Annotated in this window: 17 protein-coding genes; 11 read left to right on the forward strand and 6 right to left on the reverse strand. The window is 74.1% G+C overall.

The features are described from left to right. The first annotated feature begins 42 nt into the window (after window positions 1-42). On the forward strand, window positions 43-3,600 hold the full coding sequence (locus HNR21_RS36395) for an AAA family ATPase (protein ID WP_182706061.1): 3,558 nt from the start codon (window positions 43-45) through the stop codon (window positions 3,598-3,600). A gap of 145 nt (window positions 3,601-3,745) precedes the next feature. On the opposite strand, the gene HNR21_RS17730 is transcribed toward HNR21_RS36395, so the two are convergent. After that, window positions 3,746-5,683 (reverse strand): ABC transporter ATP-binding protein, encoded by a 1,938-nt coding sequence (locus HNR21_RS17730; RefSeq protein ID WP_182706062.1) that lies wholly within the window; start codon window positions 5,681-5,683, stop codon window positions 3,746-3,748. A 367-nt stretch (window positions 5,684-6,050) separates the two neighbouring features. On the opposite strand from HNR21_RS17730, the gene HNR21_RS36640 reads away from it, so the two are divergent. The 6 genes from HNR21_RS36640 to HNR21_RS17760 all read left to right on the forward strand — a co-directional run bounded on the left by HNR21_RS36640 (window position 6,051) and on the right by HNR21_RS17760 (window position 10,047). Next, window positions 6,051-7,055: an LCP family protein gene (locus HNR21_RS36640; RefSeq protein ID WP_182708699.1), complete on the forward strand. Its 1,005-nt coding sequence runs from the start codon at window positions 6,051-6,053 to the stop codon at window positions 7,053-7,055. Between the two features lie 44 nt (window positions 7,056-7,099). Next, on the forward strand, window positions 7,100-7,381 hold the full coding sequence (locus HNR21_RS17740; RefSeq protein ID WP_119731122.1) for a hypothetical protein: 282 nt from the start codon (window positions 7,100-7,102) through the stop codon (window positions 7,379-7,381). Window positions 7,382-7,466: 85 nt separating this feature from the next. Then, window positions 7,467-7,622 carry a hypothetical protein gene (locus HNR21_RS17745; protein WP_182706063.1) on the forward strand — a complete coding sequence of 52 codons (156 nt, stop codon included), beginning with the start codon at window positions 7,467-7,469 and terminating at the stop codon, window positions 7,620-7,622. Between the two features lie 280 nt (window positions 7,623-7,902). Beyond that, complete coding sequence (locus HNR21_RS17750) at window positions 7,903-8,061, forward strand: hypothetical protein (RefSeq protein ID WP_182706064.1); 159 nt, start codon at window positions 7,903-7,905, stop codon at window positions 8,059-8,061. A gap of 547 nt (window positions 8,062-8,608) precedes the next feature. Then, window positions 8,609-9,097: a glutathione peroxidase gene (locus tag HNR21_RS17755; RefSeq protein ID WP_119731121.1), complete on the forward strand. Its 489-nt coding sequence runs from the start codon at window positions 8,609-8,611 to the stop codon at window positions 9,095-9,097. Between the two features lie 26 nt (window positions 9,098-9,123). Continuing rightward, window positions 9,124-10,047: an oxidoreductase gene (locus HNR21_RS17760; protein WP_182706065.1), complete on the forward strand. Its 924-nt coding sequence runs from the start codon at window positions 9,124-9,126 to the stop codon at window positions 10,045-10,047. A gap of 109 nt (window positions 10,048-10,156) precedes the next feature. Here HNR21_RS17760 and HNR21_RS17765 read toward each other — a convergent pair whose 3' ends face one another. After that, window positions 10,157-10,720, reverse strand: coding sequence for a hemerythrin domain-containing protein (locus HNR21_RS17765; protein ID WP_119731119.1), 564 nt, complete (start codon window positions 10,718-10,720; stop codon window positions 10,157-10,159). A 436-nt stretch (window positions 10,721-11,156) separates the two neighbouring features. On the opposite strand from HNR21_RS17765, the gene HNR21_RS17770 reads away from it, so the two are divergent. Continuing rightward, the gene (locus tag HNR21_RS17770) at window positions 11,157-11,585 is read left to right on the forward strand and encodes a phage holin family protein (RefSeq protein ID WP_119731118.1); all 429 of its coding nucleotides are present in this window, start codon (window positions 11,157-11,159) and stop codon (window positions 11,583-11,585) included. 45 nt (window positions 11,586-11,630) lie between these two features. Here HNR21_RS17770 and HNR21_RS17775 read toward each other — a convergent pair whose 3' ends face one another. From HNR21_RS17775 to HNR21_RS17790, 4 genes are all read right to left on the reverse strand, one after another. After that, window positions 11,631-12,173, reverse strand: a complete 543-nt coding sequence (locus HNR21_RS17775) for a methylated-DNA--[protein]-cysteine S-methyltransferase (RefSeq protein ID WP_182706066.1) — start codon at window positions 12,171-12,173, stop codon at window positions 11,631-11,633. Between the two features lie 187 nt (window positions 12,174-12,360). After that, on the reverse strand, window positions 12,361-15,024 hold the full coding sequence (locus tag HNR21_RS17780) for a DUF6493 family protein (protein ID WP_182706067.1): 2,664 nt from the start codon (window positions 15,022-15,024) through the stop codon (window positions 12,361-12,363). A gap of 296 nt (window positions 15,025-15,320) precedes the next feature. Further along, window positions 15,321-18,053, reverse strand: a complete 2,733-nt coding sequence (locus HNR21_RS17785) for a DUF7824 domain-containing protein (RefSeq protein WP_182706068.1) — start codon at window positions 18,051-18,053, stop codon at window positions 15,321-15,323. A gap of 108 nt (window positions 18,054-18,161) precedes the next feature. Beyond that, a complete protein-coding gene (locus HNR21_RS17790) occupies window positions 18,162-19,535 on the reverse strand; it encodes a DprA-like winged helix domain-containing protein (protein WP_182706069.1) in 1,374 nt (457 codons plus the stop codon). Between the two features lie 145 nt (window positions 19,536-19,680). Here HNR21_RS17790 and HNR21_RS17795 point away from each other — a divergent pair, with 145 nt between their 5' ends. Genes HNR21_RS17795 through HNR21_RS17805 form a run of 3 tightly spaced genes read left to right on the forward strand, consistent with a single transcriptional unit; the run spans window position 19,681 to window position 22,606 of the window. Beyond that, window positions 19,681-20,787: a glycosyltransferase family 4 protein gene (locus HNR21_RS17795; RefSeq protein WP_312881078.1), complete on the forward strand. Its 1,107-nt coding sequence runs from the start codon at window positions 19,681-19,683 to the stop codon at window positions 20,785-20,787. Next, window positions 20,784-21,524 (forward strand): DUF2334 domain-containing protein, encoded by a 741-nt coding sequence (locus tag HNR21_RS17800; protein ID WP_182706070.1) that lies wholly within the window; start codon window positions 20,784-20,786, stop codon window positions 21,522-21,524. Before HNR21_RS17795 ends, HNR21_RS17800 begins: the two co-directional genes overlap by 4 nt. Next, on the forward strand, window positions 21,521-22,606 hold the full coding sequence (locus HNR21_RS17805) for a glycosyltransferase (protein WP_182706071.1): 1,086 nt from the start codon (window positions 21,521-21,523) through the stop codon (window positions 22,604-22,606). The genes HNR21_RS17800 and HNR21_RS17805 overlap by 4 nt, the downstream gene beginning before the upstream one ends. Window positions 22,607-22,662: the final 56 nt, after the last annotated feature.

Raw genomic sequence — 22,662 nt, forward strand, 5'->3', positions numbered from 1 at the left:
TGGTCCGTGACCCCCATCCCGTACCGAGAATGGACGACGAGCGTGAGCCCGCCACGGCTGCCGGAGCATCTGGAACTGCTGCTGACCGACGAACCCGTCCTCGACGTGTACTCCCACGGGCCCTGGCGGGTGCCCGACGGGCTGTACGAGGAACTGGCCGACCGGGCGGCCGCGCTGAACGGCGACCCCCGGGTCGAGACGCTCAAGCGGTCCCTCAGCGACTTCTACGGCCCCGGCACCACCGCGGCCGGCGCCGAGCTGTGGTCCCTGCTGACCTTCCTGCTGGGGGCGGCGGCGATCCGGGCGGGCTCGCGCGGCGACATCGACTACGAGCTGCTGTCGCCGTTCCTGGCCCGGCCCGAGCCCGCGGTGCGCGACCCGCTGGCCTGGCTGTCGCAGGGCGGGCGCTGGCGGCCCCCCGGGCTGTGGCTGCCCGAACCGGCCGGTGACGACCGCGAGCGCCGCACCGTCATGTACGCGCTGGCCCGCGACTGCCTGGACGTGTTCGAGGGCCTGGAGCCGCTGGAGCCGCGCCGACGGGCGCTGGTGGCGCTGTTCGAGCGCCGCGCCGCCGACCCCGAGATCCGCGAGCTCGACCTGACCGTCCCGCAGGGCGAGCTGGAGAAGCGGTGGACGGCCGACGTCACCGACGAGGAACTGACGCTGCTGCCGGAGCTGGCGGGACCGCTGGGCTACCTGGAGTGGGCGTGCGCCGGGTTCGCCGCCGCGCACCAGCGGCTGGCCGACGCGGTGGGGGAGGGCGACCCGGCCGACACCGCGCTGGCCCGGCTGCTGCTGCAGGCCGGGCAGACCGCCGCGCCCGCCGAGCTGGCGGTGGCCCTGGGCACCGGCCGCTACGACAACGTCGCCGAACGGCTGCGGGCGCTGCGGGCGGACTTCGCGGTGGAGGCCTGGCAGCACGAGATCCGCGCCTGGCTGGCCCGCGCCCTGGTGGCCGGGGAGGCCGACGCCTGCCGGGCCTGGCTGGACATGGCGGTCCGGGTCACCGGCTGCGTGCAGGGCCTGCCGGACACCGCGACCACCCCGCGGTCCCGGGTGCCGGTCCGGGCGTTCCAGGCCGACCTGCGCCGCCTGTACGCGCCGCGCCGGGTGGTCGCCAACCCGCTGGTGGAGCGGTTCGCCCGGCCCGCCGCCCCGGAGGCCGCCGGCTCCGAGGAGGCCGACGAGGGCGCCCGGGCCGTCGAGGGGATCGTGGGGCAGCCCGAGCTGGCCGAGGCGGTCCGCCGGGCGATCGACGCGCGGGCGGCCGGCCGGCCGGTCCGGCTGCTGATCGCCGGGCCGGAGGGCACCGGCAAGGGCACGGCGGTCGCCGAGATGGAGCGCGCCCTCGTCGAACGCGGCGCCGTCCGGCAGACCTTCTGGGTCTCCGACCAGGTCTTCCCGACCCTGCCGGTGAGCGACGCGGTGCTGTGGCTGCAGACCAGGGTGCGCGAGTGCCTGGAGGCCCGCGCCATGATGGTCGTCGACGACCTGGACAAGCTGTTCACCTACGAGCGGTGCGGCCCGGCGGTGGCCGAGGAGCTGCGCCGGCTGATGGCCCGCAGCCCCGAGCTGGACGTGGTGGCGCTGTGCCGGCCGGGCGGCGAGGAACGCCTGTTCGACGGCAACCCGGCCCTGCTGCGGTCGTTCGAGGTCACCCGGACCCGCGACTTCGGCGAGGAGGAGTACGCCGAGCTGTTCCGCCGCGCGGTGACCGCGCGGGGCGCGGCGGTGGACCGCGAGGTCGCCCGCACCGCCGGGGTGCTGCTGACCCGTACCCCGCCGCTGCTGAACCTGCGCGGCGCCCGGCTGGTGGAGCACCTGGCCGAGCAGTGCACCGCCAGCGCGGCGGCGCGCGGGACGCCCGTCGAGGTCACCGCCGCCGACCTGCCGCAGCGGCTCATCCCCGGCCGGACGGCGGACGCCGACCCGCTGGCCGAGCTGGCCGCCTGCGCCGGGATCGAGCCGGTCAAGCGGGAGGTCAGCGCGCTGGCCGCGGAGGCCAAGGCGGCCCGGCTGCGCCGCGAGGCCGGAATGGCGGTCGCCGCCCGGCCCCGGCACCTGGTGTTCACCGGCAACCCCGGCACCGGCAAGACCAAGGTCGCCCGGATCCTCGGCCGGATCTACGCCGATCTGGGCGTGCTGGCCGGCGGGCACCTGGTCGAGGTGGACCGCGCCGACCTGGTGGGGGAGTTCACCGGGGAGAGCGGCACCAAGGTGCGCCGGGCGGTCGAGCACGCCCTCGGCGGCGTGCTGTTCGTCGACGACGCGCACACCCTGGCCGCCACTCCCGGCGCCGCCGACGCGGCCCGGCTGCGCGAGACGGTCGGCGCGCTGGCCGCCGCGCTGACCGCGCACCCCGACGAGCTGGTGGTGGTGCTGGCCGGCCCGGAGGCCGAGCTGAACGGGCTGCTGCGCGCCCACGAGGAGCTGGCCGCCCACTTCCCCAAGACGGTGCGGTTCCCCGACCTGACCGACGACGAGCTGGTCGAGGTGTTCACCGCCAAGGCCGCCGACGAGGGCTTCACCCTCGGGCCCGGGGTGGAGTCGCGGGTGCGGGACCTGGTGCAGGCCGCGCCCCGCGACCGGGGGTTCGCCAACGCCCGGCTGATGGTGCGGCTGCTGGACCGGGCGGTGGCGCAGCAGGGCCGCCGGGTGCTGGCCGACGGGATGGTCGACGACGGCGAGTCGCTGGCGGAGATCCTGCTGGAGGACCTGCCCGACTCGCTGGGCGCGGCCTGGGCGGGTTCGCCGGCCGAGGGCGACCCGCTGACCGAGATCGACCGCCTGATCGGCCTGGACACCATCAAGCACGAGGTGGGCCTGCTGGTCGCCGAGGCCAAGGCGGAACGGATCCGCCGCGACGCGGGGATCCCGATCGGCTCCCCGACCCGGCACATGGTGTTCACCGGCAACCCCGGCACCGCCAAGACCACCATCGCCCGGCTGATCGCCGCCGTCTACGCCAAGCTGGGGCTGCTGTCGTCCGGGCATCTGGTCGAGGTGTCCCGCGCCGACCTGGTCGCCGAGTACATCGGGCAGACCGCGCCGCGGGTGCGGGCGGCGGTGGAGCGGGCGCTGGGCGGCGTGCTGTTCATCGACGAGGCGTACTCGCTGACCATGGCCGGGCACGACCAGGGCGACTTCGGCCACGAGGCGGTCGCCGAGCTGCTCAAGCTGATGGAGGAGCACCGCTCCGACCTGGTGGTGATCGTGGCCGGGTACGAGGCCGAGATGGAACGCTTCCTGCGCTCCAACCCGGGCCTGGACTCCCGGTTCCCCAAGGTGCTGCACTTCCCCGACTACACCAACGACGAGCTGGTGTCGATCTTCGAGTTCATGACCGCCGAGAACGGCTTCACACCGGCCGACGGGGTGGTGGAGGAGCTGCGCGCCCGGCTGGCCGCCGAGCCGCGCGGCGCCTCGTTCGGCAACGCCCGGCTGATCCGCAACCTGCTGGACGCCGCCATCTCCCGGCAGGCACAGCGGATCACCAGCGGCGACGGCGAACCCGACCCCGCCGAGGTGCGCCTGCTGCGCCCCGAGGACCTACCGCCCCGCAAACCCGGCGAACCCCCCTTCCCCGGCTCCTACCTGTAGAAGGTTCCCCGGCCCGTACCTGTAAAGGCTCCTGCCCGCAGGACTTGGAGAACCTGGAGAAGCCGGGGGTCTGGGGGCGGAGCCCCCAGAGTTTCCACAGCCACTTGGGACAGGCCGCGTGCGGGGGTTGTAGGGGGTCGCCCCCCTACAAGGAATAAGCGGAGGACTGGAGGGTGTAGAGGTCGGCGTACAGGCCGTCGAGCGCCATCAGGGTGTCGTGGTCGCCGTGCTCGGTGACCTGGCCGTGCTCCAGCACGTAGATCCGGTCGGCGTAGCGGACGCTGGCCAGCCGGTGGGTGATCAGCAGCACGGTGCGGCCGTCGGCGTGCTCGCGGATCCGCTCGAACAGCGCGTGCTCGGCGCGGGCGTCCAGCGCGGCGCTCGGCTCGTCGCAGACCAGCAGCGGCGCCTCCCGGTAGAACCCGCGCGCCGCCGCCAGCCGCTGCCACTGCCCGCCGGACAGTTCCGCGCCGCCCTTGAACCGGCGGTCCAGCAGCGTGTCGTACCCGTCGGCGAGGCCGGAGACCACCTCGTCGGCGCCGGAGCGGCGGGCGGCCGCCAGCACCGCCGGGCTCTCCCCGCCGTCCGGCGCGGGGGCGGTCGGGCGGCCCATGGTGATGTTGTGCCGGGCGGTCATCGGCCAGTGGGTGTAGTCCTGCGCGATCACCGCGATGCGCTCCCACAGGTCCTCGGGGTTCATCTCGTCCAGCGGCACGCCGTCCCAGCACACCCGTCCCTGGTCGGGGGTGTAGAGACCGGCGATGATCTTGGCGAGGGTGGACTTGCCGGACCCGTTCTCCCCGACGAGCGCCACCACCTCGCCCTGCCGCAGCTCGACGGACACGCCCTGCAGCGACGGCTTGTCCGCCTTGGGGTAGGTGAAGGTGACGTTCTCGACCGTGATCCGCCGGAACGGCACCGGCACGGGGCGGGCGGGTTCGGGCCGTGCCGGGACGCGGCGTTCGGCCTCCTCGCAGAACCGCACGTAGTCGCCGAAGTACAGGCCCTCCTCGTAGCAGGAGTTGACCGCGAACACCAGGTTGGCCAGGGCGGACTGCCCGGTGCGGACGGCCAGCACCGCCGTGCCCGCCACCGCCAGCGGCACCGTCCCCCGCCACAGCAGCAGGCCCAGCGTCACGTACACCGCGCCGAGCGCCAGCCCCTGCAGCGCCTCGCCGACCACCCGGGCGGCGGTCTGCCGGCGCGCCAGATCCAGTTCCAGGTCCCGCTGGTAGGCGGCGACGGTGTCGTACTGCCGCAGCAGGAAGCCCCGCATCGTGAACGACCGGATCTCCGGCGCGTGCTCGCGGTCGATCATCAGGTCCGACAGGATCCACTTGCGCCGGGCCGCGCCCACCAGCGCCAGGATCGTCAGGTACCGCATCCTGGCCGACCGCACCGACGCCCACGCCTCCGGAACGGCGGTGAGCAGCAGCAACGGCAGCAGCAGCGGGTGCAGCACGCCCAGCGTCCCCGCGGCGGCCAGCAGCCCCACCGCCGCGGTGAGCAGGTCCACGGTGCTCTCCACCACCCGCGCCGCCGCCGCCGAGCCCCGGCTGTCGGCCCGCTGCAGGTCGTCCAGGAAGTCGGAGTCGTCCAGGGCGGCCAGTTCCACGGCCGAGGTCAGCTCGTACAGCCGCATCTCGATGATGCGGTCCACCTTGGGCCGCAGCCGGGACTGCGCCCAGCCCGCACCGGCCTGGAAGCCCGCCCGCAGCGCCGCCGCGACGGCGACCAGCGCCAGCGACGGCAGCGCCGCCCGCACCCGCTCCGGCGTGGGCCCGGCGGCGAACAGCGCGGTCAGCACCCCGGTGGTGGCCAGCAGCCCGAACGCGGTGAACATCCCGGCCACCAGGTTGAACGAGACGACCACCACGGTGTCGGCGGGGCCCGCCCGCCAGGCCAGCCGCAGCGCCTGCCCGATCAGCACCGGCAGGCGGCGGGCCACGGTCCGCATCCCGGTCTCGGCGATCTCCGCATGCCGGGCGTACCACTTCAGCTCGACCAGTTCCGGGAGGTCGGCCGGGGCCTCGGGGCCGTTCCGCCCGCGCCGCCGTGACCGCAGCAGTCGCCACACGCCCATCGCACCCCTCGTACGCCCCTGTCGCCCAGGTTCAGTGTGCCTGCGGGGATGAGGAGAACCGTGGCAGGTATCACACATCGCACCGAGAGGTCGCACTTGCCTGTCATGCCGGAGATGGACGCGCGGACGTGCGGGTTTGAATATCGTGTCGGGCATGACGGACGAGGCCTGGAGCACACGCGGGCGGCGCGACCCCGGGGTCGAGCCGCCGACCGAGCGGCTGCCCCCTCAGGGCGCGGCGGACGACCCGTACGCGCCGCGCGGTTACGGCCGGGAGGCGTACGGCTTCGACCCGTCGGTGGCGCGGCAGGGCCAGTACGGCTACAACGACGCGCCGCCGCCTCCGCCGCCCGGCTACGGCGACGAGATGCCGCCGCCGCGCCGCCGTCCGCCCGCCGCCGCACCGCGACGTCCCCGCCCGCCCCGGCGCCGTCCCGGGCGCGTGGTGGCGTGGCTGCTGGTCGCGGTGCTGGTCCTGGTGGTCGGCGGCTACTTCTACCTCGACTCCCGGCTCAACCGGATCGACGCGCTGCCGGACTACTCGGGCCGTCCCGCCGACACCCCGGGCACCAACTGGCTGGTGGTGGGCTCCGACAGCCGCGAGGGCCTGGACGCCGACGACCGCAGGAAGCTGCGCACCGGCAACGCGGCCGGCCGCCGTACCGACTCGATGATGCTGCTGCACTACGGCGACGGCGGCACCACCCTGGTCAGCCTGCCCCGCGACTCGTTCGTGGCGATCCCAGGGCACGGCTCCAACAAGCTGAACGCCGCGTACGCGTTCGGCGGGCCCAAGCTGCTGGTGCGCACCGTGGAGCAGGCCACCGGGATCCGCATCGACCACTACGCCGAGATCGGCTTCGGCGGGTTCGTGGGCGTGGTGGACGCGGTCGGCGGTGTGGACATGTGCCTCAAGCAGCCGCTGCGCGACCCCAAGGCGGGCCTGAACCTGCGCCCCGGGTGCCAGACCCTCAGCGGCGCCGAGGCCCTCGGCTTCGTGCGGACCCGCAAGTTCGCCAACGGCGACCTGGAACGGGTGCAGAACCAGCGCAGGTTCTTCGCCGCGCTGATGGACAAGGCGACCAGCCCGGGCGTGCTGTTCAACCCGTTCCGCAGCATCCCGCTGGCGCTGAACTCCACCTCCAACTTCACCGTGGACGAGGGCGACCACCTGCTGGACCTGGTGCGGCTGATGTGGGCGATGCGCAGCCTCAGCGGCGGCGACGGCGTCACCACCACCGTCCCGGTCGGCGGGTTCGGCAGCTCCGCGGCGGCCGGGTCGTTCGTCCGCTGGGACAGGGCCAAGTCCGAGGCTCTCTTCGAGGCCCTGCGCGAGGACGAGCCGGTCCCCTCCAGCGTCGTGCGCAGGTGACCTGCGGAATGGTTAACGGGCGCGACGCCGGTTAGATCGCCTGCATGGCCGACGTCAGCGAATACGAGGAACTGGATCGGCTGCCCACCCGGGAACTGCACGACCGGGCCATCAAGCTCGCGCTGGCCCGCGGCGACCTGGGCTTCCTGTGGCGGCTGCTGCGCGACATCCCCGCGGCCGAGGCCGCCGTGGGCCATCCCGAGCAGGGCACCGCCGACATGATGCACGTGTCGGCGCTGGTGAACGAGTTCCTGCACGCCGGCGAGGGCGAGCTGGCCGAGGCGCTGCGCCCGGTCTACCTGGACTATCTGGCCCCGGTGCGCTGAGCGGTCTTTGCCGCGTCTTGGCGCATGTCCCCCTACCGCCCGGAAACACCGTGCGTGAATATATGTGCACGGAGAGTGGGGGACCATGAACAAGAAGTGGATCAAGGTGACCGGGCTGGCCTTCGCCGCCTGGTACATCATCACCCGGCCGCACGGCGCGGCCGACCTGGTGTCGAACGCGATGGGCGGGCTCGGCCACGCCGCCGAGTCGATGTCCACCTTCGTCAGCGCGATCCCCTGATCGCGTGGTGCAGATCTCCAGCCCCGTGCCTGACGCAGGCGCGGGGCTGTTTCGTCGCCCCGGAACGGGTCCCGCCGCCGGATCCGCCGGTTCGCCCTGATGTGATCCATCTCATCGTCGCCGATCATCGCAGGGTGACCGATGGGTAAGGTACGACTCGATCGTTGACCACGTACCTCTCGCGGCACGAAGGGCTTACAGTCTCTTTGCGGGCACATGCGGATGGGCACATCTGACATGGGTCGGTGTGCCACTGCACGACACAAGGGACGGCGACGGGATGAACAAGAAGCACCTCCGCTATGCGGCGATCGCCTTCGTCATCTTCTACCTGTGGACGGACCCCCAGGCCGCGGCCGACGTGGTCAACAACACCATCTCCGCTCTGGGTGACGCCGGGAACTCGCTGTCACAGTTCGTGAGCTCCATCGGGACGTGATTGCTTGTGGGGGGCGCCCCCCCACGCCCTCCGCGGGCGGATCGGACCATCCTCGCGTCAGGCCCCTGCGCTCGCCTGGCGGCTCGCTCGGGGCCTGCCGCTGCGGTGGTCCGACCGCCTCAGATGAACCGAAGCTCCGCTCCGGTTCATCTGTGGGGTTCTCCCACGTTGATGTGGAAGTTCTGGGGGCTCCGCCCCCAGGCACCCGCCCGACTTTCGGACGGGGGTTCGGTCTGGTCCATTCCCGATGAAGGGGATTTGGGCCGATCGTTTTCGGTTGTTTCGGGCTGTCTGATATCCGAGGGCGTCGGCGCGGGCCGGTGTTCCCGTGAAGGTGCCGTTTTCGCTGGTCGGGGAATCGGCGACGGGTGCGGGCGCTGTCGGGGCTCCGTGCTCGGGGCGGGTTTCGCGGTCGGTGTCCTGTCGGGTCGCGGTCCTCTGGAGGGCGGAGGGCTCTCACGGGGACGGCGGTGTCCGCGATCCGGCATTGTGCGGTCTTCGCGGGGGGCTCTTTTGGATCTTGGGGGGATCTCCTAGGATCGGCGGCATGTCGGTGTTCGACGTGGAGATTCAGAGCCTGCAGGGTGGGTCCGCCGACCTCGGGCAGTATCGCGGCAAGGCCGTTCTCGTGGTGAACGTGGCCTCCAAGTGCGGGTTGACGCCGCAGTACAAGGGGCTGGAGGAGCTGCACGAGCGGTACTCGGGGCGGGGGTTCACGGTGCTCGGGGTGCCGTGCAACCAGTTCCTCGGACAGGAGCCGGGGACGGCGGAGGAGATCGCCGAGTTCTGCTCCACGACGTACGGGGTGACCTTCCCGATGACCGAGAAGATCGAGGTCAACGGGGAGGGGCGGCATCCGCTGTACCGGGAGCTGGTCGACGTGGCCGACGCCTCGGGGTACACCGGGGACATCCGGTGGAACTTCGAGAAGTTCCTGGTCGGGCCGGACGGCACGGTGGTGGGGCGGTTCGCGCCGCAGACCGAGCCGGACGACGACGCGCTGGTCGCCGCGATCGAGCGGGCGCTGCCCGCCTGACGGGCGGCGGCCGGGGGAGACGGGCGATGGGCGGCTGGCGGGCCGGCGACATCCCGGATCTGACCGGGCGGCGGGCGATCGTCACCGGCGCCAACAGCGGGCTCGGATACCGGACGGCGCTGGAGCTGGCACGGCACGGCGCGGCCGTCGTGCTCGCCTGCCGCAGCGCCGAACGCGGTGAGGCCGCCCTGGCGCGCCTGAAGGCCGAGGTCCCGGACGCCACCGCGGTGCTGGGATCCCTGGACCTGGCGGACCTGTCCTCGGTACGGGCGTTCGCCGACGGGCAGGCCGGCCGGCCGCTGGACATCCTGGTCAACAACGCGGGCGTCATGGCCGTCCCGCGGCGGACGACCGCCGACGGCTTCGAGATGCAGTTCGGCACCAACCATCTGGGCCACTACGCCCTGACCGGCCTGCTGCTCCCGGCGCTGCTGGCCGCCCCGTCGCCGCGCGTGGTGACCGTCTCCAGCATGCTCGCCCGGCCGGGCCGCATCGACTTCGACGACCTGCACGGCGAACGCCGCTACCACCGCTGGCGCGCGTACTCCCAGTCCAAACTGGCCAACCTGCTGTTCGCCGGCGAACTGCACCGCCGCGCCTCCGGCGCCCTCGCCAGCATGGCCGCCCATCCCGGCTACGCCGCCACCAACCTCCAGCTCGCCGGTCCCCGCATGTCCGGCGACCGCCTGGGCGAACGCTTCGCCGCCCTGGGCAACCGCATCTTCGCCCAGCCCGACAGCATCGGCGCCCTCCCCACCCTCTACGCCGCCACCGCTCCCGAGGCCCGCAGCGGCGCCTACTACGGCCCCCGCGGCCCCTTCCAGCAACGCGGCCTCCCCACCGAGGTCCGCACACCCCCCGCGGCGAACGATCCGGAAACCGCCCGCCGCCTCTGGGAGATCTCCGAAACCCTCACCGGCGTCACCTACACCTTCCCGCCCACCCCCTGACCCCGCCGACTCCCTGGCCCCCGCCCACCCGGAACGTCGAGGAGGAAGGGGCCGGACCGTCAGGTGCGGTGTCGCCGGGACCGATGGGGACGAGTGCGGGACGGCCGGCTTACCTGCCGCGGCGGCTGATCAGGTCGCGGGCGCGGTCGAGCAGGCCCGTTCCGGCGTCGGTCAGCTTGTTGAGGGGCGGCTTGTCGGGGGCGACGGGATGCGGGCGGGTCGGGGCGAACTTCTTGGCGCGTTCGACCCGGGCGCCCAGCCGGATCCGGGTCTCCTCGTCGCAGGCGGCCTCCAGCTGCGGGAACAGCCGGCCCTCCTCGTCGGCCACATGCATCCGCACCTCACGGGCCAGCCGCGCGAACGCCTCGTCGAACCGGGCGTCGTCGACCTCGAGCTCCTCCAGCTCCTTCATCGCCCGTTCCATGGCGGCGTGGTCGGCGATCTCCTTCTCGGCGATCGCGTCCCCGTCGGGCACGTACCGCCGCACGGCCGGATACAGGTACTCCTCCTCGACCGCGGCATGCCGCGCCAGCTCGATGATCACCTGGTCGACCACCTCACGCCGCCGCCCGGCCGCCGAGGCGGGAAGCCCCTCGAACTCGGCGCACAGCCGCGCCACCTCCCGATGATCCTCGGTCAGCACCGCGATCACATCCCGCTGCCCGCTCGCCATGAACGCTCCTTTCCAGACGGCCGCCCGTCAATACCCACCCCCCCACCCCCCAAACGACGCCGCCCAGCACCCCACCACACTCCGCCACACCCCAAGCTCCCACCAATCCGCCCACCGCAGTTCCCGCCATTCCACCCACCGAAGCTCCCGCTAATCCAGCCGGGGGTCTGGGGGCGGAGCCCCCAGAACTTCCACAGCAACCGAAGCGCGGCAGCTCAGGTGAACCGCCGCGGAGCTCCAGCGGAGCGGCGGTTCACCTGAGCGGTCCGGGCACCGCAGCCGGCCCGTCCGGAGCGAGCCCCCAGGCGAGCGCAGGACGGGACGGCGAGGATGCCCGGACCGCCGCGGGGGGTGTGGGGGGTCGCCCCCCCACAAGCAACACGCATAAATCCGGAAGGGCGGGTATGGCTCGGCGCGCATCCTGAGGAGGTGAGCCGTGGCAACGAAGCTGGTGGACGAGAGGCCGGCGACGGAACCGCTCAAGGACAGGTCGACGGCCGAACTGCTCAAGCGCCTGTCGGACCAGGTCCGCAACCTGGTCCAGCAGGAGATCCGGCTGGCCAAGGCGGAGCTGACGGAGAAGGGCAAGCGCGCCGGCAAGGGCGCGGGGATGCTCGGGGCGGCCGCGCTCGTCGGCCTGTACGCGGTCGGCGTGCTGCTGGCGACGATCATTCTGGCCCTCGCCACGGTCATGCCGGCCTGGCTGTCGGCGCTGATCGTGACGGTGGTGCTGCTGGTGGTCGCCGGGGTCCTGGCGCTCATGGGACGCGCGCAGACGCGCAAGGCCACGCCCGCCGCACCGGCGCGCACGATGGAGTCGGTGAAGAAGGACGTTCAGGTGGTCAGGGAGCACGCCCACCGCTGACCGTCCGGGTCGCCGCCCGGCACTGGGATCGCCGCGGGGGCCCGCTCAGGGACCCTTGGCGGGGTCCCAGTCGAGGGTGGGCGGCAGGGCTCCCTCGAGGGTGAGGAGCCAGCGTTTGACGTCCAGGCCGGTGCCGCCGCTGTAGCCGCCCAGCCCGTTCCCCGCCACGACGCGGTGGCAGGGGACGATGACGGGAATCGGGTTGGCGCCCATGACCTGCCCGATGGCCCGGGCGGGCACGCTGGTGCCGCTGCGTTCGCCGAGCCGCCCGTAGGTCACCACGCTGCCGTACGGGACCGTCTCGTACAGGCCGGTCAGGACCTGGCGCTGCACCCGCGTGGTGAGCCGCCAGTCGATCGGCAGCGCGAAGTCCCGCAACTCTCCGGCGAAGTAGGCGGCGAGCCGTTCGGTGGCCGCGGCGGTACGGCCCGGGTCCTCCACGGGAACGAGCCCCGACCGTTCCACCGTGCGAGCCCGGGCGGCGGGGCTGTCGTGGAAGTCCACCGACAGCACCCCCGTCTCACTGACGGCCACGAGCATCCGCCCCAGCGGCGTGTCCACCGTCCCGAACGCGACCGTCCCGCCCATGCTCGACCTCCCTCACCGGACCTTCTTACTCAACACCCTCGCCCACCCCGGTCATCCGCGCCCGGAGATCCTCATCTCCTCCGCCCCGGGCGCCCATCGGCCTTCACCCGGCCACCCGACCATCGAGTTCCGTCGGCTTGTGGCATGGCCTGCCGTCCCGGCCGGGCACCGTGTTGATCAAGGGTGTTCACCGGCCTTCGCCGGTGAGGTGGCGGTGGAGGCGGGCGGCCTCGCGGACGAGGCGGCTGGAGCCGCCGCGGCCCGCCACGGAGGCGAGTTCGGGGAGCGGGGTGCGGAGCCCGGTGATCTCGGCGGTCTGGGTGCCCAGGGCGATCAGGTCGGGCAGGCCCACGGGGGCGCGTTCGCCGGGCTCGGGCAGGAGGGCGGGGAGGGCCGCGTGGATCACTGTCCAGACGTCGGTGTACGCGCCAGCGTGGACGGCGTCGGTGAGGGCCTGCACGACCCGGTTGAGCTTGAGGCGGTCCGCGGCGCCGGCCGCGCCGATGACGACGCCCAGGTCGGCGGCGGGCAATGCGCCCTGGCCGCTGAACGCCAGCAGGGCGTCGACCGCACCGGAGCGTTCGGCCCGGTCCGCACAGCCGAGGCCGTAGGCGAGGGCCGCCGCCGTCGCGGGGCCGGTGGGGCCGTGCGCCTCGGCGAGCCCGAGCAGCGCCGCGCCCTGCCCGGCACTGCTCTCGTCGGTCCATTCCTGCAGATGGAACTGCATATGGGCGGCGGCGACCTCACGGTGGGAGGGCAGCAGCGACGGCCACCAGGCGATGTCGCCGTTGCCGAAGGAGACGGGCGGCACATGCTCCCAGTCGTCGCCGGCGGCGGGCAGCCGGAGCATCCAGTCCGTGAGGGGGTGGCCCGTCTCCTCCTGCGGCCTCACCCGGGCGAGGAAGAAGAAGCGCGGGTCCGGGCGGTACTGGTTGAACCGGTCGTCGAGGACGTGGCCCCGGCAGGTCACGACGGGGTCGGCGTAGGCCCCGGCGGCCAGCCGTTCGGCCAGGGCCTTGCCCGCGGGGGAGACCAGCCGTTCCGCCCGGGTGATCACGTCGGCGCCGGTGTCGCGGGGGAGCCGCAGCAGTGCCTGTGCGAGGTCGGGTTCGGCGGGCTCGGCGCCGGCCTCCTCCAGCAGTTCCATCCGGGCGACCAGTGTGCCGGGATCGATGTGGCCGCTCGCCTCGGTCGGCGTCGCGAGCAGGGTGGGGGCGAGCCCGACGGAGTGGGCGGCGACGAGCATCCTCCAGATCGCGAAACGGCGCAGGGGAGAGGGGCCGGAGGGCGCGCGGCCCTCACGCAAGGAGTAGCGCGCCGCCACCGTCGGATCGGCGGGACGGTGAGACGGGTACAGGGCCATCTGGAGGCCGGTGGCCAGCCAGTCGAGCGGGTCGTCGGAGAACCGGATGGGATGGTGCGGTCGCACCCAGGGCAGCCGTTCCGGGACCAGCCGCGTCAGCACCTCGCGCGTGGTGTCCGCATCGCGGTGGACGTGCTCCACCAGGGCCGCCATCAGCCGTTCGACCACCGGCAGTGCGGGATCCCTGTGCCGCAGACAGGCGGAGAGCTCCTCGGCCAGCTCGGCGGGGGAGCCGATCGGGACGGGCCGGGGAGCGGGCACGAACGGCGGAGGCCCGGAGACGGGCGGCGGCTCGGCGGCGGGCGCCTCGACGGGACCGCAGGCGCCGGCGACGAGGGCGCGCAGGTCCGCGGGAAGCTCGGTGGCGGCGTCGCGCACGGCCCGGCGGGCCTCCCCGCTCGCCCGGGCGGCGTGCCTGACGGCCGCCTTCACCGCGCGTTCCCGCAGGTCGAGATCGTCGTGGGTGAACAGCGCGGTGACGGCCCGCAGGGTGGCGTCGACCCGGTCGTGCGTGCGGGCGGTCGTGTTCAGCCAGACGAGGGCGGCGCGGACCAGCTTCTTCTCCGGGCGGAACAGCAGCGCGTCGACGGCCTCGGCGAACGACGCCTCGTCCAGGCGTCCGTTCTCGTCGATCCGCCGGACCTGCCGCATCGCCATCTCGGCCACCGGGCCGGGCGCGGTCGGCAGCAGCCGCAGATGGTCCCGCAGCCGCGGTTCGGCCTCGGCGGGGGTCGGCTCCAGCAGGTCGTGCAGGTGCACGAACCAGCGGAGAGCGTTGTCCCGGCCGCCGCGCAGCAGCCGCCGCAGACAGCCGTCCAGCAGCGTCTCGCGCTCGATCCGTCCCTCCGCGGTGAGCCGGAGCAGCGTGGACCGCCAGGTCGTCACCCGGGGATGCGCGCTGCACTCCCACTGCAGCCGCTCCCCGACCCCGTCGACCTCGAACAACCGGGGCACCAGCACGTCCAGGAACGGGTCGTTCCCGAGCCGCTTCGGGTCCGGCCCCTGCTCGAGCCAGCCCAGCACGTACGCGTTCCCGTCCGGAGGCTCTTCCCCCGCGTCCCGGGCGAGCCGGTCCACGATGTGCCACAGCGGCGCCTGCGCGTCGGTCCGCCGCTCCATCCGCTCCACGACCCGCCGGACGAAGTCGGCCCGCCACTCGGGCCCCCGGTCGGCGGACAGCTCCGCGATCGTCCTCGCGATCCGCGCCGCCTCGTCGTCGTGCACCCACGTCCGCAGGTCGGCGCGGCACACCCAGGTCGCGGCTCCCGCCGCCCCGCCGACGGTCCCGGCCCCCGCCACCAGCAGGGCGAGCGACCGCTGCTGGTCCAGCCAGCGGAACTCGTTCTCGTCCCGCATCTCCTTGAGCAGCTTCGGCAGCCGCCGCGCCGCCGCATGCCGCTCCCCGCCGTCCATCTTCCGCACCACCTGGGCCACCTGATCCCAGGTGCCGGTCTTGACGGCGTGGCTCAGTTTCTCCCAGTACTCCATGGAACGCTCATCTCTCTCGGCTCGGAACCGCTCCCGCCACCGCACGAACGCCGATGCGAGCGCATGACCACCGCGAGCCGGTGCCCACGGACATGACAAGGGCGAACGCGTTCACTGCGGGACGGCGGTTTCGGTGCCCGCGCTTTTGCGGTTGCCCGGCATCGCGCACCCGGCCGGGCGGACGTCCGCTGGATGGGGCCGGGGGCAGGGGGCCGCTGGAGGGCGTCGGACCTGTGCGCCGCCCGCCTCTGGGGCGGGCGCGGGGGTTCGGGTGGTGTACGGGGTGGTGCATGGGGTCAGGTGGTCAGGAGGGTGTGGAGGCGGGCGGCCTCCCGGGCCAGGCGGCTGGTGCCGCCGCGGGAGGCCAGGGCGGCCAGGGCGGGGATGGAGGCTCGGGCACGGGTGGTCTCGGCGGTCCGGGCGCCCAGGGCGATGAGGTCGGCCAGGCCGGTCGCGGGACGCCGGCCCGGCGCGGGCAGGAGATCGGGGAGCGCCGTCCGGACGATCGTCCAGACGTCGGCGTGGGCGCCGGCGGTGGCCGCGTCGGCGAGGGCGTCGACGACGCGGTTGAGCTTGATCTCCCCCATGGCGAGGAGGGCGGGGACGGCCGCTCCCAGCTCGGCGGCGGGCAGGTGGGCTCGGGCGGACAGGACGAGCAGGGCGTCCACCGCGGCGGAGCGTTCCTGCTTGTGCCGGGCGGCCAGGCCGTACGCGAGGGCGTGGGCGGTCGCGGGGCCGGCGGGACCGTCGGCCTCGGCCAGGGACAGCAGAGCGGCTCCCTGGCCGTGGCGGCTTTCGGTCCAATCGGGCAGGAAGGGCAGCAGATGCGCGGCGGCGACCTCCCGGTGGGAGGGGAACAGGAACGGCCAGGAGGTGATGTCGCCTCGGATGTGCCCGACCGGGATGCACGTCCACTCGTCGTACACCGGCAGGCGGCACAGGCGGGCGGTGACCGGTGAGGCGTCCTCCGGCATGACGATGGAGGGCAGGACACGGGCGGTGGGCACGTCCCGGTGGCCGTAGGGCGGAGCGGAGAATCGGCCGGGCCTGGGGAGCGTGCGGGCCGAGCAGGTCACCACGGGATCGGGAAGGGCTCCCGCCGCCAGCCGTTCCGCCAGGGTCTTGGCCGCGGGGGAGGCCAGGGCACGGACCCGGGCGACCGCGCCGGGGTCGATCTCGCGGGGGATCCGCAGCAGCGCCTGTTCCAGGTCGGACTCGTCGGGCTCGAAGCCGGCCCGCTCCAGCAGGGCCATGCGGTGCACCAGGACGTCGGGGTCGATCTGGCCGTTGGCCTCCGTCGGAGTCGCCAGCAGGGTGGGGGTCCGGCCTATCGCATGGACGGCCGCATGGACCCGCCAGGAGATGAAACGCGAGGGCAGCGGGTCGCTGTGGTACTCGGCGAAGATCTTGCGACCGTGCAGGAACGCCTCGCGGGCGGCGTCCCCGGGGGCGGTGGACCGGTGCTCGGGGAACAGGACGGCGGAGACCGCGTGAAGCACTGCGCTGAACGTGTTCACCCAGCCGCCGTGGGCGGCGTTCGAGTAGTCCCGCGCCCACTCGGGAACCACCGTCTTCAAGGCCCGCCGGGTCGCGTCGGCGTCATGGCGGGCCTGCTCGGTGATCCCCGCCAGCAGGCGCTCCAGCACCGGCAGCGGATGCTCGGCGTAGCCCGCCAGCACGGCGTTCACCTCCTCGGCCAGTTCGGCCGGTGACGTGATCGGCACGGGCCGGGGCTGGGGGACGAACGGGGGCGGTGCCGGGACGGGCGGCGGCCCGGCGGGCGCGGCGTCGACCGGGCCGCAGCACTCGGCGACGAGGACGCGCAGGTCGGCGGGCAGGTCGGCGGCGGCCGCGCGGACGGCGTCCCGGGCCTGCTCACCCGCCTTGGGGGCGTGCCGGACGGCGATCTTGACCGCGCGTTCCCGCAGGACCAGGTCCTCGACGGCGAAGGCGGCGGTGACCGCCTGGAGGGTGGCGTCGACCCGGCCGCGCGTGCGGGCGGTCTTGTTCAGCCAGGTCAGGGCGGCGCGGACCAGCCTCTTCTCGGGGCGGAACAGCAGCGCCTCGGCGGCCTCGGCGAACGACGCGCCGTCCAGCGCCGACGCCTCGTCCACCCGCTGGACCTGCCGGAACGCCATCTCCGCCACCGAGACCGGCGCGGTCGGCAGCAGCCGCAGATGGTCGCGCAACCGGGCCTCGGCCTCGGAGACGGTCGGCTCCAGCCGGTCGTGCAGGGCCGCGAACCAGCGCAGATCGCCGTCCCGGCCGCCGCGCAGCATCCGCCCCAGACAGCCGTCCAGGAGGGCCTCGCGCCCGAGCCGGCCCTCGCCGGCGAGCCGCACGAGGTCCGCCAGCCGGGTCCGCTGCGGTGGGTTCGCGGTGAGTTCCCAGCGCAGCCGTTCCCCGACCAGGTCCGCCTCGAACAGCCGGGGCACCAGTGCCTCCAGGAACGGATCCCCGTCGGTCGCGCCCGGCGGCGGCCCCCACATCAGCCAGCCCAGCAGGTAGGCCTCACCGGGCGGCGGGCCGTCTCCGGCGTCGCGGGCCAGCCGGTCGACCAGGTGCCACAGCAGCGTGTCCGGCTCGTCGCGGCGGCGCCCGTCCATCCGCTCGGCGACGCGGCGGGTGAAGTCGGCCCGCCACTCGGGGGAGCGGACCTTCAGGACCTTCGCCACCGTCCGTGCGGCGGTCTCCGCCTGCGGCCCGCCCCAGGAACGCAGCTCGGCCCGGCACACCCAGGCGGCCGCGGCGGCCGGGCCGCTGATGGTGCCGGCCCCGGCCAGCAGCAGGCGGGACGCCTGATCCCCGTCGATCCAGCGGTACTCCTTGCGCACCGCCTTCAGCAGGGCGGGCATCTGCTCGCCCACCGCACGCCGCTCGGCGGCGCCCATGGCGCCGACCACGGCCGCCACGTCGTCCAAGGTGCCGCGCCGGATCGCGCGCCGCAGTGCGTTGAGCGCCTTCATCAGGCCCGTGTCCCCTCGCGCCAGGCGCACCAGGACCGAAGGCCATCGCGAGAAGTCAGACATCGCTGGACACCTCGCGCCGCCGAACGACTTCACGGACGTGCCGGCTCATGCGTGTTCCCCGTTCATCCATCGAATCGCCGTGGGGCGTGCCGTGCTCCTGCGGCTCGCTCATACGCCGGCCTCCGTGGCGGAGGAGGAGCGGGTCTCCTGTCCGGCGCGGCGGGCCAAGGTGGCGGCGAGCGCGTGCTTGCAGGGGCCTCGACTGCCGCGGTGGTCCGCCCACCAGGGGCAGGTGCACGACACCCGGTCGCCGTCGAAACGGACCTGGCGGGGCCGGCCGTCACTGGTCACCACGGCCAGGCCGGGCTCGGTGAACCGGACGGCGCCCTCGTCGACCAGCGCGCGGGCCGCCCGCAGCCGCGGATTCATCGCGGCGACCTGGTCGGGGTCGTAGGGCAGCTCCCGGTGGAAGTGGGCGGCCTCGGCGGTGTCGTAGCCCACCCGGCCCGAGGTGCCGAGCTGGGTGAGCGCCGCCCGCACCCGGTCGATCGGCAGCCCGGAGCGCTCGGCCAGCAGGTCCGGCTCGACCCGGGGCTCGAACGCCAGCAGCGCCCCCACCAGGTCGGCGTCGTCGGCCGCCTCGTCGGTGGCCAGCGCGTCCAGCACCGCGCCCTCCCCGGAGAACCCGCGGTAGACCTCCGGCGACAGCGTCAGCACGTACCGCATGCCGGGCAGCTCCAGCTCCCAGGCGCTGGCCACCGGGGCCGACCCGGTGGCGACCGGCGGCCCGTACACCCGCAGCGCCCGCGCGAACCGCAGCAGCGGCAGCAGGGTCGCCAGCCGGTGCGGCCCCGCCAGGCACACCGCCCCCGGAACGGCCCGCGACGCCGTCCGCAGCGACCGCCCGGCGGGGGCCGCCCACAGCACCAGGTTCGGCTGCCTCGGCAGGCCGCGCAGGAACCGCACCGCCTCGTTGCGGCCCAGCTCCGCCCGCAGGTCGAACCCCGAGGCGATCACCTGCACCTCGGCGAACCCGCGCAGCCACCGCTGCGGCAGCGGCACCTTCTTCTCCACCACCGCGCCGTCCAGCGTGGTGACCGCCAGCTCGTCCGCGCCGACCGCCAGGTGCAGCGGGTCCGAGCCGCCCACCCGGGCCAGCGCCTCCCGCAGCGGCCCGTTGACGTCCACGTTGGTGGTGCCGCGCGCCACCACCTCGCCGTCCAGCGCGCCCTCCAGCACGTCCAGCCGGGCGTACACGCCGCAGCAGGCCGAGAACGACTCCATCCGCAGCCGGTCGCCGTTGCAGGTCACCACCGGGTCGCGCATGGCGGTCGGCCGGGGCTGGTGGTACCGCGCCTGGGCGACGTCGGCCAGCGCCAGCAGCCCGGCCGCCGCGGGGGCCGCCTGCGTCAGCAGACCGCTGAAGAAGTGCGGGTGGGCCTGCGGGCCCGCCTCGGTGGTGCCGCCCGAGGTCGACAGGCCGAGCAGGTCGCCGGTCAGCCCGGAGGGACGGCTGTAGGCATATGTCTGTGCGGTGGACATGGCCGGAAGCTATCCACCACCGCCGACATTTTCGGCGAATCGGAGCACCCGTGATCCGCTCCTGGACGTTCGCCTGTTGTTCGCCCGGGGTCGGCCGGGACTTCGGGCGGCCCGGTCACGCTCTAGCGCCGTGAGAATCGCGATCGTGACCGAGTCGTTCCTGCCCAGGATCAACGGGGTCACCAATTCCGTCTGCCGGCTCGCCGAGCACCTGGCGGCCCGCCGGCACGAGGTCCTGATCGTCGCCCCCGCCCCCGGCCCCGCCCGCTACGCCGACCAGCCCGTCGAGCTGGTGCCGGGCGTCCGCCTGCCCTTCTACCGCTCGTTCCCGGTGGGGCTGCCGACCGGGCGGCTGCACGCCGCGCTCCGGGACTTCGCCCCCGACGTGGTCCATCTGGCCTCGCCGTTCGTGCTGGGCGCGGGCGGGCTGGCGGCGGCGCGGCGGCTGGACGTGCCCACGGTCGCGGTGTTCCAGACCGACCTGGCCGGGTTCGCCCGCGGCTACGGGCTGGGCGCCGCCACCCCGCTGATCTGGGGTTGGCTGTGCCACCTGCACCGGCGGGCCGACCGCACGCTGGCGCCGTCCACACCGGTGCTGGCGGAGCTGGAACGGCGCGGAGTGCCGCGGCTGGCGCTGTGGGCCCGCGGCGTCGACCACGAGCGCTTCCACCCGCGCCACCGGTCGGCGTCGCTGCGCGCCCGCCTGGCACCGGACGGCGAGGCCCTGATCGGGTACGTGGGCCGGCTGGCCGCCGAGAAACGCCCGGACCTGCTCGCCCACCTGTCCGGCATCCCCGGCGCCCGTCTGGTCGTGGTCGGCGACGGGCCCGAACGCCAGCGGCTCCAGCGCATGTTGCCGGACGCGGTGTTCGCCGGATTCCGCACCGGGCGGGAACTGTCGGAACTGGTCGCCTCCATGGACGTGTTCGTGCACACCGGCGCGCACGAGACGTTCTGCCAGGCCGTCCAGGAGGGACTGGCCAGCGGTGTCCCGGTGGTCGCCCCGGCGGCGGGCGGCCCGCTGGACCTGGTGCAGGCCGGGCACAACGGCCTGCTGTACGCACCGGACGACGGTGCCGAACTGAGAGCGGCGGTCCACGCCCTGGTCGCCGACCCCGTCCTGCGCATGCGCATGAGCCGCAACGCCCACCGCTCGACACAGGGACGCGGCTGGGACGTCATCTGCGACCAGGCGATCGGCCACTACACCGAGGTCATGTACGGCACTACTCCCCATGAGCAGGCCGCATGAGCGTTGAGTTCGTGGTGTCGGTGCATGATGTGGCGCCGGCCACCGGTGGGGAGACGGCGGAGTGGCTGGCGGCGTTGGACGCCAGGGGAGTGCCCTGCACGTTGCTGCTCATCCCGGGCCCTTACGGCGGTGGTCCCAGGCTGGCCGAGGACCGGCGGCTGGTGGCCTGCCTGCATGAGGCGGCGGAACGCGGTCACGAGCTGTCCCTGCACGGCTTTCGGCACGAGGGCGTTCCGGGCGGCCCGCCGTGGAGGAACGCGGTCAACCAGGTGCTGGCGCGGGGCGCGGGCGAGTTCTGGTCCCTCACCACCGAGCACGCCGCCGAACTGCTCCGGCAGGGGCTGGCGGAGTTGAACGGGGCCGGGATGGACGTCGTGGGGTTCACTCCGCCCGGATGGCTGGCCTCCCCCGGCACCCGGCGGGCACTGGCCTCGCTGGGGTTCGCCTACTGGACGAGCCACCTGGCCGTGCACGATCTGACCGGCGGGCCGTCCCGGCGCATGCCCGCGCTGTCCCATCGTCCCGGAGGCGCGGGTGAACGTACGGGGGCCCGGTTGATGGTGGCCGCCGCGAGGTTCTTCGCCCGTACCGGGACCCCGTTCCGGATCGCCCTGCACCCCGCGGACCTCGCCAGGCCGGGGCTGCGGGAGGCGGCGTTGGAGGCCATAGACCTCGCCCTGGCGGCCGGGGGCAGGCCGGTGACCTATCGCTCCCTCATCGAACGAGGACCCCGGTGAAGATCGTTCAACTGGCCAACCTCTACAGCCCGGTGTCCGGGGGCCTGCGAACGGCGGTCAACATGCTCGGCCAGGGGTACGCGGCGGCCGGGCATGAGCGGACCCTGGTGATCCCGGGCCGTGCCTACACCCGTTCGGTGACCGCCGCCGGAACGGTGGTGACGGTGCCGGGGCCGTCGGTCGCACCCGGATACCGGATCGTGCTGGACCCGGGGCCGGTGCTGCGTGTGCTCTCGCGGGTGCGGCCCGACGTCATCGAGGTCTCCGACAAGGCCACCCTCACCGTGACCGCACGGTGGGCCCGTCGCCACGGGGCCCGCGCGGTGCTGCTGTCCCATGAACGGCTGGACGCGATCCTGTCGCCGCGCGTGCCCGGCTGGGTGCCCCTGGACGCGATGGCCGACCGGTGGAACCGCCGCCTCGCCGGGATGTTCGACGCCATCGTGACGCCCTCCAGGTTCGCCGCGGCCGAGTTCGCCCGTGTCGGCGCACGCTCGGTGCATCGCGTGCCGCTCGGCGTGGACCTGGCCACGTTCCGCCCCATGGACCGCGAACGCGACGACACCGTACGGCTGGTCCACCTGGGGCGGTTGTCCAAGGAAAAGAACCCGTGGCTCGCCCTGCACACCGCCCGGGAGCTGAGGGCACGCGGCCTGGACGTAAGGCTGGACGTCATCGGGGACGGCCCTGAACGGCGGCGGCTGCACAGGGCGGCCACCGCGCTGGGCCTGCCGGTGACGTTCCACGGGCACGTGCCCGGCCGCATCCAGGTGGCGCGCCTGCTCGCCGCCGCCGACGTGGCGTTGGCCACCTGCCCGGTCGAGGCGTTCGGCCTGGCCGTCCTGGAGGCGATGGCCTGCGGCACTCCGGTGGTGGCCGCCGACACCGGGGCGGCCGGGGAACTGCTGGCCCCGCGGGCCGGGATCGTCGCGCCCGCCTGTCCGGCCGGGTTCGCCGACGGGGTGCAGGCGCTGCTGCGCGTTCCGGAACCGGTGCGGCGGGCGGCGGCACGGGCCCGCGCCGAGCGGTATCCGTGGGAGCGGGCCGTGACCCGCATGCTCGAGGTGCTCGCCGGTCCCTGACCACGTCACACCGGGTATGGGACGGGACCTCGGCACCCCGGGGGTACTCTCGAACC

Source organism: Thermomonospora cellulosilytica, from assembly GCF_014138835.1.
Classification (GTDB): Bacteria; Actinomycetota; Actinomycetes; order Streptosporangiales; family Streptosporangiaceae; genus Thermomonospora; species Thermomonospora amylolytica.

What these genes read in the sequence shown, in the direction of transcription:
- HNR21_RS17730 (WP_182706062.1), bottom strand. Translation starts at nt 5,683, where the DNA reads ATGGGCGTGTGGCGACTGCTGCGGTCACGGCGGCGCGGGCGGAACGGC.
- HNR21_RS36640 (WP_182708699.1), top strand. Translation starts at nt 6,051, where the DNA reads ATGCCGCCGCCGCGCCGCCGTCCGCCCGCCGCCGCACCGCGACGTCCC.
- HNR21_RS17740 (WP_119731122.1), top strand. Translation starts at nt 7,100, where the DNA reads ATGGCCGACGTCAGCGAATACGAGGAACTGGATCGGCTGCCCACCCGG.
- HNR21_RS17745 (WP_182706063.1), top strand. Translation starts at nt 7,467, where the DNA reads ATGAACAAGAAGTGGATCAAGGTGACCGGGCTGGCCTTCGCCGCCTGG.
- HNR21_RS17750 (WP_182706064.1), top strand. Translation starts at nt 7,903, where the DNA reads ATGAACAAGAAGCACCTCCGCTATGCGGCGATCGCCTTCGTCATCTTC.
- HNR21_RS17755 (WP_119731121.1), top strand. Translation starts at nt 8,609, where the DNA reads ATGTCGGTGTTCGACGTGGAGATTCAGAGCCTGCAGGGTGGGTCCGCC.
- HNR21_RS17760 (WP_182706065.1), top strand. Translation starts at nt 9,124, where the DNA reads ATGGGCGGCTGGCGGGCCGGCGACATCCCGGATCTGACCGGGCGGCGG.
- HNR21_RS17765 (WP_119731119.1), bottom strand. Translation starts at nt 10,720, where the DNA reads ATGGCGAGCGGGCAGCGGGATGTGATCGCGGTGCTGACCGAGGATCAT.
- HNR21_RS17775 (WP_182706066.1), bottom strand. Translation starts at nt 12,173, where the DNA reads ATGGGCGGGACGGTCGCGTTCGGGACGGTGGACACGCCGCTGGGGCGG.
- HNR21_RS17780 (WP_182706067.1), bottom strand. Translation starts at nt 15,024, where the DNA reads ATGGAGTACTGGGAGAAACTGAGCCACGCCGTCAAGACCGGCACCTGG.
- HNR21_RS17785 (WP_182706068.1), bottom strand. Translation starts at nt 18,053, where the DNA reads ATGTCTGACTTCTCGCGATGGCCTTCGGTCCTGGTGCGCCTGGCGCGA.
- HNR21_RS17790 (WP_182706069.1), bottom strand. Translation starts at nt 19,535, where the DNA reads ATGTCCACCGCACAGACATATGCCTACAGCCGTCCCTCCGGGCTGACC.
- HNR21_RS17800 (WP_182706070.1), top strand. Translation starts at nt 20,784, where the DNA reads ATGAGCGTTGAGTTCGTGGTGTCGGTGCATGATGTGGCGCCGGCCACC.